This window comes from Azospirillum sp. VT-I1 (assembly GCF_055698305.1).
Map to the genome: position 1 here is coordinate 89,862 of NZ_CP168802.1, position 12,504 is coordinate 102,365.

A 12,504-nucleotide genomic window follows, 5' to 3' on the forward strand; every position below is an offset into this window, starting at 1 on the left:
CGGGAGCCTCCCCGCATGCCGCAATCGACCGCCCATTTCGAGACGGAGCATGGCAAGCGCTATGCCGCCCAGCTCTGCCGCCATTTCGCGCACAAGATCGAAACGGTGGAGACCGAGGAGGGCGGCGAATGCCGCTTCTCCATCGGCACCGCAAGGCTGCGGGCGGCTCCCGACCGGCTGACCATCGAGGCCAGCGCCCCCACCGCCGCGGAACTGGCGGAGCTTCAGTCGGTGATGGAAAGGCACCTGCTGCGCTTCGCCTTCCGCGAGGGCGACCGGCAGCTCGACTGGGCGGCGTAAAGCCGGCCCGACCCACCGGATAGCCCCTCTCCCCTTGCGGAAGAGGGGTTGGAGTTAGGGGTGCAGATTTCCAGTCATTGAGGCCTTCCTGGCCTTCGGCCACCCCCTCATCCCAACCCTTCTCCCGCACCGGGGAGAAGGGCCACCAAGACCGAAAGCGGTTGCCTCCTGCCGAGGTACATCGGCCGGAAGACTCCTGCCTCGCCCACGCCTTGCCCGAAGCCCTTCAGGATCGGCAAACCATGCGTTCCACCCAACAGATCGCAGAGCACGCGACATTCCAGAACTTCGCCAACTGCTATTGGCGGGAGATCGACGCCGGCCGGACCACCCGGCACGGCACGGAGGGCGAACCCGCCGTCGAGTGCGTCGAATGGCTGCTGCCGTCGCAGCGGGCAGCGTTGCGGGCGGAGATCGTCTCGCGCTCGCTCTGCGGCCCCTGCGGCTTCGGGCGGATCTGGAAGCGTGCCCTGCCCGCGGCGTCCCCGGATGCGTCCTGGCAGCCGACCGAACCCTTCACCGCGCTCTGCTGCCTGGCGGGTGAGAGTTATCGCCGGATGGAGGGCGAGGCTGCGGGAACCGACCTGCGCGGCAGCGAACTGGAGCTGCTGCTGCGCGTCCTGCAAAGCTACCAATCGGTCCAGCGCTATCTCGACGCGGCACCGCCGGCCGATCCGGAGGCGGACGGTGACGAGGACGAGTTCATCGCCGCCGAACAGTCGCTGGTCTTCGGCCACTGGCTGCACCCGACGCCCAAGAGCCTCCAGGGCATGACGCCGTGGCAGCAGCCGGTCTATGCGCCGGAACTGGGCGGGCGGTTCCGGCTGCGCTGGTTCGCCGCCCCGGCGGCGCGGGTCAGCCACCGCTCCGCCGTCCGCCAGTCGGCGCCGGAGATGATCGCCTCCATTCTGGGCGATTCCATCTCCCGCCTCGCCCCCCGCGAGGACGAGTTGCTGATCCCGATGCATCCGCTGCAGGCCGAGGCGCTGGCGCTCGACCCGGCGGTGCAGGCGATGCTGGAGCGCGGCACGCTGCGCGCGCTGGGCGAGGCCGGACCGGAGTTCACCGCCACCTCCTCGGTGCGGACGGTCTACAGCCCGGACAGCCCGTGGATGCTGAAGTTCTCGCTGCCGGTGCGCATCACCAACTCGATCCGCGTCAACCGGCGGCACGAGCTGGACGCCGGCGTCATCATGGCCAAGCTGATCGGCGCCATCGGACGGGAACCGAAACACGATCTGGGCCCCCGCTTCGGCTTCGTGCTCGACCCCGCCTACATCACGCTGGAGTCGCCCGACGGCGGCGAAAGCGGGTTCGAAGTGATCCTGCGCGAGAACCCCTTCGCCGGAGGGCGCCAGCGCGGCGTCGCCACCATCGCGGCGCTGGCCGCCGACCCGCTTCCCGGCCGTCCATCCCGGCTGGAACGGATCGTCCGCCGCCTCGCGATGGAACGGGCCGGCGGCGTGGCGGAGGCGGCGCGGCGCTGGTTCGACGCCTATCTCGACTGCGCGCTGGACCCGGTGCTGCGCCTGTACGACGCGCACGGCGTGGCGCTGGAGGCGCACCAGCAGAACGGGCTGCTCGAATTGCGGGACGGGATGCCCGGCCGCTTCCTCTACCGCGACAACCAGGGCTTCTACCTGTCGGCCGCCTACCGCGACCGGCTGCGGCGGCTGATCCCGGAGGCCGACAACATCCGCTCGCTCTATTACGAGGAGGGGGAGATCAACCGGCGCTTCTCCTATTACGTGATCGTCAACCAGATCTTCTCGGTGATCGCCCGCATGGGCAAGGACCGTCTGGCGGCGGAGGAGGACCTGCTGCGCATCCTGCGCGCCCGGCTGGAACGGCTGGCCCTGTCGCTGACCCAGGCCGGCCGGCGCTTCGCCGAAGGGGTGCTGGACAGCCCGACCATCGGGGCCAAGCTGAACCTGACGACCCGCCTGCTGAACATCGACGAGCTTCAGACCGCCAGCGAGGCCGACCTGTACGCCCAATGGCCCAACCCGCTGTGCCGGACCGGCGCCGCGGCTGCCGAGCGGGGACGCCATGCCCTTTCCGCGTGACCTGCCCGGCCGCCCGGAGGAACGGGTGGTCCGCCAACTTGCCGCCGCCCTGCTGTTCGAGGGGATCGTCGAGCCGGCCGCCGACGGAGAGGTCGGGGAGGATGGCGGCGAGCGCCTGCTCCTCTGGCGGTCCGGCGGGCGGGAGTTCCGCTGCCTCGCCACCGCCGGGCCGTTCGGGCGCCCCCGCATCCGGTCGGGATCGGTCGAGATGCGGGGCGACGACGGCGGCTGGCGCGCCGCAACCATCGGCCGGATGGTCGCCGGGCTGGACGCCCCCGAGCCGCACCTGAACGGTTTGCTGGCCGAGCTGGAGCGCACGGTGTCGCTCTGCCGCTGGAACGCCGCCAACCTGCCGGCCACCCCGCGCCGCGGCCTGCCCTTCCCCGACCTGGAAGGCCGGCTGGAGGAGGGGCATCCCTATCACCCCTGCTTCAAGGCGCGGCTGGGCTTCGACGAGGCCGACCATGCCGCCTTCGGGCCGGAGGTGGGGCAGCGCTTCCAGCTGGTCTGGCTGCTGGTCGCCCGCTCCTGCCTGCATCGGGCGATCCCCGGCGAGGAGGAGGCGTTCTGGCAGGCCGAACTCGGCCCCGCCGCCTGGGCGGAGGTCCGGCGGCGCCGGGAGGAGCTGAACCTGCCGGCGACCGACTATTGCCTGCTGCCGCTGCATCCCTGGCAATGGTGGGCCCTGCGCGAGGGGGAACTGGCGCCCTGGCTCGCCCCCTGGTTGGCCGACGGGCGCGCCGTCTGTCTGGGGCCGCTGGGCGACCATTACCGGGCCAGCCAGTCGATCCGCACGGTGATGAACGCCGACGACCCGCGCAAGGCCGACGTGAAGCTGCCGCTGAACATCGTCAACACCGCCTCCCGCCGCATCATCGACCCGCATTCGGTCTGCACCGGCCCCGCCATTTCGGAGTGGCTGACGGCGGTGGTGGCGAGCGATACCGACTTCAGCGACCGTTACCCGCTGACCCTGCTGCCGGAATATGCGGGTATCATCGCCGACCGCGACGGCCCGCTGGCCGGACAGATGGCGGCGCTGTGGCGGCGCAGCGTGCAATCCACCCTGGGCGAAGGCGAATCCGCCATCCCCTTCAACATGCTGATGGTGACGGAGGCCGACGGCTCCGCCTTCGCGGCACCCTGGATCGAGCGGTACGGGCTGCTGCCCTGGCTGGACCGGCTGCTGGAGGTGACGGTTCTGCCGGTCTGGCACCTGCTGGTCCGCCACGGCATCGCGGTGGAGGCGCACGGCCAGAACATGGTGCTGGTCCATCGCGACGGCTGGCCGGTGCGGCTGATCCTGCGCGACTTCCACGACAGCGTGGAATACGCGCCGGACTTCGTGGCGGACCCGGCCCTGCTACCCGATTTCCCCAGCCTGCACCCGGCCTACCGCGACGCGCCGCCCGACCGTTATTACTGGGCCGGCGGGGTCGACGCGCTACGCGAACTGGCGATGGACACGCTGTTCGTCTTCAACCTGACCGACGTGTCCGACCTGCTGGCCCTGAAGCACGGCCTTCCGGAGCCGGAGTTCTGGCGCCGGGTGCACGGCCTGCTGGAGGCCCACGCCCGCCGCCACGGGCTGGAGGAGCGGCACCGCCGCGTCGGCCACACCGAACCCGAGATCCTCACCGAATCCCTGCTGCGCGGCAAGCTGCTGCGCGCGCGGGAGGAGATTCACCACACCGTTCCCAACATCTTCGCGCGCTTCGCGCCTGAGGGCTCCCGATGATCCGCATCGACGACCGAACCTATTCGCAAGCCGAGGTGGAGGCGCTGACCGCCGCCCATGCCGAGCGGGCCCGCCTGTCCGACCGGCCCGGTGCCCGCTTCGCCGTCTGCTTCACCGACACCATCGACTGGCTCGCCCTGTTCTTCGCCATCCGCGCGGCGGGCGGCAGCCTGCTGCCGCTGCACCCCTCCACCCCGCCGGAGGCGGCGCGGCGGCTGGCGCGCGAGGCCGGCTGCCATGCGCTCTACCACAACAGCCTGACGGCGGAGGAGATCGCCCCCCGCCTGCCGAACCGGAGCCGGGCCAGCTCCTGCAGATGAGTTCCGGCACCACCGGCGCGCCCAAGCGCATCGCCCGCAGCTGGTCGGAAATCGACCGCGAGATCGAAAGCTATGTCGGCTTCTTCACCGAGCCGGCCGGGATGACCCCGGTGATCGCCTGCCCGACCACCCATTCCTACGGCCTGATCTGCGGCCTGCTGGTCGGGCTGCGGCGCGGGGCGGAGCCGGTGATCCTCGACACCACCAACCCGAAGTTCCTGCTGAAGGCGCTGCGGCAGATCGAACGGCCGCTGCTCTACTCCTCCCCCGTCATCCTGCACACGCTGGCCCGGCTGCTGCCGGAAGGCGAGCGCATCCATGCGGCGATGACCTCCGGCACGCTGCTGCCGGAACCCTGGTTCGAGCGGATCCGCGGCAAGACCACCCACATGTTCCAGCAATATGGCTGCTCGGAAGCCGGCTGCATCGCGATCAACCCGGACATGGCGGGCAGCGCCGAACTGGGCCGCGTGCTGCCCCACCATCGCCTGTCCACCGGCACCGCCGACGCCCCGGCGGAGATCGTGCTGTCCGTTGTGGGCGGCGAGATCCGCACCCGCGACCTGGGCTATCTGCGCGACGACGGCATGCTGATGTTCATGTCGCGGCTGGACGACACCATCAACGTCGCCGGCCTCAACGTCTATCCGCAGGAGGTGGAGGACGTGGCGATGGCGATGCCCGGCGTCACCGACGCCGTCGCCTTCCGCCGCACCGACCGCTTCGCCGGCGAACGGGTCGCCTTGCTGTTCTCCGCCGCAGCCGAGGTGACCGACACCGCGCTGCGCGACTGGTGCCGGGAGAATCTGGCCGCCCACCAGCAGCCGGGCGAACTGATCCGCGCCGACGCCCTGCCCCGCATGGCGAACGGCAAGATCAGCCGGCGCGAAGTCGCCGCCCGCTATGCGGAGGCCGCGGAATGACACCGGCCATGACCGAACATGAGGTTATCGACGCGATCCATACCGTCCTGCGCGACCATCTGCAGAACCGGCATCTCGACCGCTTCGGCCCGGACGCGCGGCTGAACGAGGATCTCTACCTCGACTCCGTGCTGATGATGGAGCTGTTCTTGCAGCTGGAGCTGTCCTTCGGTCTGGAGGCGCCGGACGAACTCATCACCTCGCGCGATCTGGCGACGGTGGCCGACGTGGCCGGCCTGTTCGCCGGCACCCGCCCGGCCGCCGCGGAAGAGGCGCTTCCCCGGCAGCGTCCATGGCGAGGAGTATCAGGATCTCAAGATCCACTGCTTCGTCAGCTGTGTCTGCGACGCGCTGAAGCGGGCGGGGATCGACCATCGCCCCTTCTATTTCGGGGTGTGGGACGCCGGGTTCGAGGTCGGGGCCGACCGGGTGCTGCGCTATCACGGGCCGACCGTCAGCCATGATTTCTTCCGCGACTGGTACCGCCGCCTCTACGGCGCGGAGGTGCGGCAATGGTACGACCATGGCCGCAGCAAGGAGGAGAACCTCGCCCTGCTGGTCGATCTGGTGGAACGGCGGTCGGACAGCCTTTCCATCATGGCGATGGTCGATCTGTTCCACCTGCCGGAGCGGGAGAACAAGTTCAATCAGAACCCCTTCCCGCATTACCTGATGCTGGAGACCGGCAGCGACCCCGCGGTCTTCATGGTCCGCGACCCCGATTTCCGCTGGGAAGGGGAGATCGGGCGCGACCGCATCGCCAACGCCTTCCTCCAGCCCAGCGTCGCCGGCGGCTACCTGTTCGACCGGCGCGAGCTGCACCCGGCCCGGCCCGCCGACGTCGCCGCCTATTTCGAGGCCTGCTTCCTGCCCGACGCCAACCCGCTGACCGCCGCGGTGCGCGGCATCCTGGCGGCGCATCTGGACGGAACCGACGGGCTCTCGCCGGCCCGCCTGTCGCATGCCCTGCGCGAACTGCCGGTGTTCGCCATCCGCAAATACGCCTACGAGCACGGCTTCGCCTTCTTCTGGCGGGCGCTGCGCCTGCCCGACGACAGCTTCCTCGCCCACTGCGACGAGATCGAGGAGCTGTTCCAGGGCTTCAAGGCGCTGCAATACGCGATCCTCCGCCTCGCCCAGACCGGCGATGCGGGCCTCGCCCCCGATCTGTTCGCGCGGCTCGACCTGCTCGACCGGCAGGAAACGGCCTTGAAGGGCGAGCTTGGCGCCGTCTTCCGGCAATGGCGCGCCGCCACCGCTCCAGCCGCCCTTTCGACCCTCCCTTCTTCCAAGGTGGCATGATGAGACTGTCGCTCTGCACCATCAGCTTCCGGCATCATCTGGTGTCGCTGGAGGATCTGGCCGTCTGGGCCGCCGGCAACGGCTTCCAGGGGATCGAGCTTTGGGGGGCGCATGCCCGCAACATGGCGGCGGTGTCCGACCGCGGCGGCGACTGGCTGGCGGAGTTCGGCCTGTCGGTGCCGATGGTCAGCGATTACCTGCCGCTGGACGGCGATCCCGACGCGCTGGTGCGCAAGACGCTGGACCTCTGCCGGCTGGCGCAGCGCTGGGGGGCGCCCAAGATCCGGACCTTCGCCGGCAGCGCCGGCAGCGCCGAAACCTCGCCGGAGCGCAGGATCTTCATCGCGGAGCGGCTGCGCACGCTGTGCGGGCTGGCCGCCGACCATGGCCTGTCGCTGCTGGTGGAGACCCATCCCGGCACGCTGGCCGACAGCCTGGCGTCCACCCGCGCTCTGATCGCCGCGGTCGGCCATCCGGCTCTGAAGATCAATTTCGACGTGCTGCATGTCTGGGAGGGCGGCGACGATCCGGTGGCGGCCCGGCGGGCGCTGCGTCCGCACATCGGTCACTACCACCTGAAGAACATCCGCGCCCGCGACGACCTGCCGGTGTTCGAACCGGCCAACGTCTATGCCGCGGCCGGGCGGCGCGACGGCATGGTGCCGCTGTTCGACGGGGCGGTGGACTATCGCCGCTTCCTGGCCGAACTGGCGGACGATCCGGCGGCGGAAGGCTCGCTGGAATGGTTCGGCGACGATTGCTACACGGTGCTGCGCCGCGACCGCGCGGACGTCGAGGCGGCGCTGGCCCCCATGGCGGGCACCCTGCCCCGCCGCGTCGGCGCAAGCAGGGGAGCGCGTTCGGCCTGTCATGAGCCTGCGGAGCCAGCCGGCGATGGCCGGATGCAGGAATGGAGTTCCGTTGCATTTCCGTTGACGCGCTTCGCGCAGGCCCATCACTGTGAACGGACGGGGCAAGCGGAGAGCGTTCCCATGGTGATGCTGACCGAGCAGTTTCTGATCGATTACCTGCTGATCACCGCCGGTTTGTTCACCGTCGCCAACTGCGTGCTGGGTGGCTGGTTCGTCGGCACGGTTTACCGGCAGCAGAGCATGTGGATGCGCCTGCTGCTGTGGGGGCTGCCGGCCACCCTGATGACCACCGCGCCCTGGTCGCTCCTGCTGCCGATGGGCACGGCGCTGACGATCGGCGTGGCCACCGCGGCGGCCATGGTAAGCGGCCTGCTCCTGATGCCCTGCGGCCCGAGCCGGCTGGCCGGTGGATGGCCCGGACTGGTCGTGGACGGCCTGTCCGGCATCGGCCGCACGATGCTGATGCTGATCCCCGCGGTCCTGATCGGGAACGCCCCGACCTGGGTGCTCTGGCTTTCGCTGACCGCCCTCGCTCCGTCGCTTTTCTGCGCGATCCACCGTCTCCATGCCGTCCATGGCGGCACCGGCCTGCTGGCCGAGGAGACCATGCTGTGGGGCGGCACCCAGGGTGCCGTGCTGGGCGGCGTCCCGGCCCTTCTCATGGTGCTGTGAGGCCGCTCCGCCGAACGGATAACCTCCAAGGAGAAGCCGGCAGGGCCTTGAGATGTGGCGGCGCCGACCGTATCGTCTTTCCGTCGCAGATAGACTGCGGCGTTCCTTCAGCAAGGAGCTTGCTGAGCATGACCACCACCGCCGGCACCGGACGGAAGTCCGGCACCCTGTCCCTTGCCGGGAAGACCGCGGCCTCCCGCGCCGAAGGCGCTGCGGACCGCGATTTGCCGGCCCGTGAATCTCCGATCGTCCGTGAATCGCCGACATACGACTTCATGGTCTTCGTCGGACGCTTCCGCCCTTTTCATCTCGGCCATCTCACCGTCATGCGGCGGGCCCTGTCGGAAGGCCGGCATCTGATCGTTCTGGTCGGATCGTCGCGTCAGGCGCGCAGCCACCGCAATCCCTTCCGCTTCGAAGAGGTGCGCTCCTGCATAGCGGGCGCCTTCTCGCCGGAAGAGTGCGAACGCATCACGGTGCTTCCCCTCATAGACCGCTACAACGACCTGGAATGGATCCGCGATGTCCAGGCCGCGGTGCAGGGCGTCGTCGCGCAGCACCACCGGCCTGCCGACGGTTCCGCCCCCAGGGTCGGCCTGATCGGTCACTCGAAGGACCACAGCAGCTATTACCTGCGGATGTTCCCGCAATGGGGTGCGGTGGAATGCGGAAACTGCCAAGGCATTTCGGCCACGCCCATCCGCGACGCCTATTTCGCCGACGCGGCGGCGGCGCTGGAGGCTTGGAAGGGGGCGCTGCCCGCGAACGTCGCCGCCTTCATGGCGGAGTTCGCGCACACCGGCGAGTACACAAGGCTGGCGGAGGAAAGCGCCTACATCGCCAAATACCGGGCGGGGTGGGCCGATGCGCCCTACCGCCCCACCTTCCTCACCGCCGACGCCGTGGTCGTGCAATCCGGCCATGTCCTGCTGGTCGAGCGCCGGGGCCTGCCCGGACGCGGCCTGCTGGCCCTGCCCGGCGGCTTCGTCGGCCAGCATGAGCGGATCAGGGACGCCATGATCCGCGAGCTGCGGGAGGAGACGAAGCTCAAGGTTCCCGTGGGCTTCCTGGAAGGCGGCATCCGCGCCAGCCAGATCTTCGACCATCCCTATCGCTCCACGCGGGGGCGCACGGTGACCCAGGCGTTCCTCATCCACCTCAAGGCCACCGGGGAAGGGCTTCCCAAGGTGCGCGGCGGTGACGACGCCAGATCGGCCCGCTGGATGCCGATCGCCGAAATCGATCCCGAGCGGATGTTCGAGGACCATTTCCACATCATCCAGACGCTGGTCGCACAAGCCGACGCCTGACCGGGAACACGGGGACGGCCCCGGCCAACACGCGAACGATCCTGCGCGGCAGCCGTTCGTCAAGACCGCCGGTCGTCAACCGTCACGGGCTGCGCCCCGGTCAGCGAGAACAGGAGGTTTCAGCCATGCTCGTCAATTTCAGCAGCCGCGCGCACAACCACAATTTCGCTACCGACTTCATCGTCCGCTCCCTGCTCGACACCGACTGGTACAAGCTGGCGATGCTGCAGTTCATCTGGCGGCATTTCCACGACGTGAAGGTCCGCTTCAGCCTGATCAACCGCACCCGGTCGGTGAAGCTGGCCCGCATCATCGACGAGGCCGAACTGCGCCGCCAGCTGGACAATGTGCGCTCGCTGCGCCTGAAGCGGTCGGAGGCGGTCTGGCTGCAGGGCAACACCTTCTACGGCCAGCGCGGGATCTTCCGGCCGGAGTTCGTCGCCTGGCTCGCCGACGACTTCGCCCTGCCCGACTACCGGCTGTCGGAGGAGGACGGCCAATGGCGCCTGGATTTCGAAGGATCCTGGGCGACGGCCACGATGTGGGAAATCTACGCCCTCAGCATCATCAACGAGCTGAAGACCAGGGCCGCGCTGGCTGAAATGACGGAGACCGAACTCGACATCCTCTACGCCCGCGCCAAGGTCCGCCTCTGGGACAAGATCGAGCGGCTGCGCCCGCTCACCGACCTCAGCCTCTCGGATTTCGGCACGCGGCGGCGGCACAGCTTCCTCTGGCAGGAATATGTCGTGGAGACGATGGCAGCCGAACTCGGCCCGCGGTTCATCGGCACCTCCAACACCCACCTCGCCATGAAGCATGATTTGGAGGCCATCGGCACCAACGCGCACGAACTGCCGACGACCGTCGCGGCACTGGCCCGGAGCGAGGAGGAGCTGCGCGGGGCGCAGTACGAGGTGCTGCGGCTGTGGCAGGAGACCTATGGCGGCGCCATGCTGGTGTTCCTGCCCGACACCTTCGGATCGACCCAGTTCCTGAACGACGCGCCGGACTGGGTGGCCCACTGGACCGGCATGCGGGTGGACAGCAAGGAGCCGGTGGCGGCGGGCGAGGAATACATCGCCTGGCTGGAGCGGCATGGCCGCGATCCGCGCGAAAAGCGCGTGCTGTTCAGCGACGGGCTGGACGTCGAGGACATCCTGCGGCTCCACCGTACCTTCGGCGGCCGCATCCGCGACGGCTACGGCTGGGGCACCCTGCTGACCTCGGATTTCCGCGGCTGCCATCCGCGCAACGGACAGGGGCTCGACCCGCTGAGTCTGGTCTGCAAGGTGACGGCGGTCGAGGTGGACGGCGTCTGGAAAGGCGCGGTCAAACTCAGCGACAATTACGAGAAGGCCACCGGACCGGCGTCGGAGGTCGCCCGCTACCGCGCCATCTTCGGCACCGAAGGCGTCGCGAACGTTCCCGTCCTGGTCTGAACCCGAGGAGACCCATCATGACCGAGACCATCATCAGCCCGGACGCCGCCTTGGATGCCGTCGCCGCCGTCATGCCGGTGCGCAGGACCGCCGTATCTCTGGCCGGCAAGCGGGTCGGAAAGCTCGACGTCGACCCGGTGAAGGGCTTCGCCGCCATAGGCGGCGGCAATCTGGCGCCGCCCACGGCCAACGCCCAGGTCAGCCGCATGATCGCCGAGATCGACCGCACTAACCGGCTGTTCATCGAGGCCGGCCATCCCATTGCGGTGTTCCTCGACACCCATGAGCCGGGCAAGCCCGAATTTCCCTATCCGCCCCACTGCGAGGCCGGCACCGGCGAGGAGGATCTGGTGGAGGAGCTGTCCTGGCTGGACGGCGCCCCGGGCGTCACGCTGATGCGCAAGGACTGCATCAACGGCGTCGTCGGGACGACCGACCTTGCGACCGGCCGCAACCGGCTGTTCGACTGGATCGCCGGGAACGGCATCGAGACGCTGGTGGTGGACGGCATCTGCACGGACATCTGCGTTCTCCAGGCCGTGCAGACGCTGCTGTCGGCGCGCAACCACGGCATGACCGGGCCGCTGCGGGAGATCGTGGTGTATGAGCCGGGATGCTCCACCTACGACCTGCCGCTGGCCACGGCCCGCAGCCTCGGCCTGCCGGACAGCGCGGCCCACCCGCAGATGGTCGCCCATCATGTCGGGCTGTATCTGATGCAGGCGAGCGGCGCCGTCATCGCCGACGATCTGCTGCTCCAGCCGCGCTGAACGGGGCGTCGGCGCGTCCGGCATCGCGTGACCGGCGGTCAGGGCCGCAGGGCCTGCAGGACCAGTTCCACCATGTGGGCGAGCCGCTCCTCCCGCGCCGGTTCGGCCAGCAGGTCGCGGCCGAAGATGACGGACAGCGTGTGGACGTTGGACAGGTAGAAATAGGACAGGCCAGCGATGGAGATGTAGAGCTGCACCGGGTCCACCCCGGCCCTGAACACCCCCAGCGCCACGCCGCGCGCCAGCACGTCGGCGATCATCTGGACGAAGGGCGAATGCATCGACTGGACATGGGCGGAGCCCTTCAGAAGCTCCGCCCTGTGCAGGTTCTCGATGTTCAGCAGCGCCATGAATTCGGGATGATCGATGAAATATTGCCAGGTGAATTCGATCAGCCGCGCGATGGCCTGCGGCGGGGCCAGCGTTTCCAGGTTCAGCGTGCGTTCGGTGGCGCGGATATGGGCGTAGGCGCCCTCGAGGACCGCCAGATACAGCTCCTCCTTGTTGCCGACATGGTAGTAGAGCATGCGCTTGTTGGTGCCGGCCTGCTCGGCGATGCGGTCGATGCGGGCGCCGCCCAGGCCGTAGCGCGCAAACTCCTCCGTCGCCGCCGCCATGATGCGGGCGCGGGTCCCTTCCGGATCGCGGGTCGTCTTGGCCGGTGCGGCGGCTCTGTTCGGCGTCGGTGCGGGCGGCACCGGATCGGGTGCGTCGGTCAGGCTGTCCATGCGGGAAGCCGGCTCCTGCGGTACGGGACGGGGGCGGTCTTCCCCGATGGTAGAGCGTCGG

General features: G+C 69.2%; 10 protein-coding genes and 2 pseudogenes. 11 read left to right on the top strand and 1 reads right to left on the bottom strand.

Annotation, left to right across the window (positions count from 1 at the left end):
* The first annotated feature begins 15 nt into the window (after window positions 1-15).
* From AB8P05_RS14540 to AB8P05_RS14590, 11 genes and pseudogenes are all read left to right on the top strand, one after another.
* Window positions 16-300 carry a DUF2218 domain-containing protein gene (locus tag AB8P05_RS14540; protein ID WP_472759822.1) on the top strand — a complete coding sequence of 95 codons (285 nt, stop codon included), beginning with the start codon at window positions 16-18 and terminating at the stop codon, window positions 298-300.
* 242 nt (window positions 301-542) lie between these two features.
* Window positions 543-2,366 carry an IucA/IucC family protein gene (locus tag AB8P05_RS14545; protein ID WP_472759823.1) on the top strand — a complete coding sequence of 608 codons (1,824 nt, stop codon included), beginning with the start codon at window positions 543-545 and terminating at the stop codon, window positions 2,364-2,366.
* Window positions 2,350-4,104 carry an IucA/IucC family protein gene (locus AB8P05_RS14550; protein ID WP_472759824.1) on the top strand — a complete coding sequence of 585 codons (1,755 nt, stop codon included), beginning with the start codon at window positions 2,350-2,352 and terminating at the stop codon, window positions 4,102-4,104. Before AB8P05_RS14545 ends, AB8P05_RS14550 begins: the two co-directional genes overlap by 17 nt.
* Window positions 4,101-4,852, top strand: a pseudogene (locus AB8P05_RS14555) (AMP-binding protein); the annotation flags it as partial. The gene AB8P05_RS14550 and the pseudogene AB8P05_RS14555, both read left to right, overlap by 4 nt.
* 249 nt (window positions 4,853-5,101) lie before the next feature.
* Entirely contained in the window at window positions 5,102-5,347 is a 246-nt protein-coding gene (locus AB8P05_RS14560) for an AMP-binding enzyme (RefSeq protein ID WP_472760136.1), read from the top strand.
* A gap of 8 nt (window positions 5,348-5,355) precedes the next feature.
* Entirely contained in the window at window positions 5,356-5,811 is a 456-nt protein-coding gene (locus tag AB8P05_RS14565; protein WP_472759825.1) for an acyl carrier protein, read from the top strand.
* The gene (locus AB8P05_RS14570; RefSeq protein WP_472760137.1) at window positions 5,714-6,649 is read left to right on the top strand and encodes a DUF6005 family protein; all 936 of its coding nucleotides are present in this window, start codon (window positions 5,714-5,716) and stop codon (window positions 6,647-6,649) included. The genes AB8P05_RS14565 and AB8P05_RS14570 overlap by 98 nt, the downstream gene beginning before the upstream one ends.
* Window positions 6,649-7,509, top strand: a pseudogene (locus AB8P05_RS14575) (sugar phosphate isomerase/epimerase family protein); the annotation flags it as partial. The gene AB8P05_RS14570 and the pseudogene AB8P05_RS14575, both read left to right, overlap by 1 nt.
* An 812-nt stretch (window positions 7,510-8,321) precedes the next feature.
* On the top strand, window positions 8,322-9,503 hold the full coding sequence (locus AB8P05_RS14580; RefSeq protein ID WP_472759826.1) for a bifunctional nicotinamide-nucleotide adenylyltransferase/Nudix hydroxylase: 1,182 nt from the start codon (window positions 8,322-8,324) through the stop codon (window positions 9,501-9,503).
* Window positions 9,504-9,628: 125 nt separating this feature from the next.
* Window positions 9,629-10,945 carry a nicotinate phosphoribosyltransferase gene (locus AB8P05_RS14585; RefSeq protein WP_472759827.1) on the top strand — a complete coding sequence of 439 codons (1,317 nt, stop codon included), beginning with the start codon at window positions 9,629-9,631 and terminating at the stop codon, window positions 10,943-10,945.
* A 17-nt stretch (window positions 10,946-10,962) separates the two neighbouring features.
* Window positions 10,963-11,715, top strand: coding sequence for an isochorismatase family protein (locus tag AB8P05_RS14590; protein ID WP_472759828.1), 753 nt, complete (start codon window positions 10,963-10,965; stop codon window positions 11,713-11,715).
* A 38-nt stretch (window positions 11,716-11,753) separates the two neighbouring features.
* Here the strand turns inward: AB8P05_RS14590 and AB8P05_RS14595 are convergent, their stop codons facing one another.
* The gene (locus AB8P05_RS14595) at window positions 11,754-12,443 is read right to left on the bottom strand and encodes a TetR/AcrR family transcriptional regulator (RefSeq protein ID WP_472759829.1); all 690 of its coding nucleotides are present in this window, start codon (window positions 12,441-12,443) and stop codon (window positions 11,754-11,756) included.
* Window positions 12,444-12,504: the final 61 nt, after the last annotated feature.

Coding starts and splice junctions, on each gene's coding strand:
- AB8P05_RS14540 (WP_472759822.1), top strand. CDS start 16: ATGCCGCAATCGACCGCCCATTTCGAGACGGAGCATGGCAAGCGCTAT.
- AB8P05_RS14545 (WP_472759823.1), top strand. CDS start 543: ATGCGTTCCACCCAACAGATCGCAGAGCACGCGACATTCCAGAACTTC.
- AB8P05_RS14550 (WP_472759824.1), top strand. CDS start 2,350: ATGCCCTTTCCGCGTGACCTGCCCGGCCGCCCGGAGGAACGGGTGGTC.
- AB8P05_RS14560 (WP_472760136.1), top strand. CDS start 5,102: ATGCCCGGCGTCACCGACGCCGTCGCCTTCCGCCGCACCGACCGCTTC.
- AB8P05_RS14565 (WP_472759825.1), top strand. CDS start 5,356: ATGACCGAACATGAGGTTATCGACGCGATCCATACCGTCCTGCGCGAC.
- AB8P05_RS14580 (WP_472759826.1), top strand. CDS start 8,322: ATGACCACCACCGCCGGCACCGGACGGAAGTCCGGCACCCTGTCCCTT.
- AB8P05_RS14585 (WP_472759827.1), top strand. CDS start 9,629: ATGCTCGTCAATTTCAGCAGCCGCGCGCACAACCACAATTTCGCTACC.
- AB8P05_RS14590 (WP_472759828.1), top strand. CDS start 10,963: ATGACCGAGACCATCATCAGCCCGGACGCCGCCTTGGATGCCGTCGCC.
- AB8P05_RS14595 (WP_472759829.1), bottom strand. CDS start 12,443: ATGGACAGCCTGACCGACGCACCCGATCCGGTGCCGCCCGCACCGACG.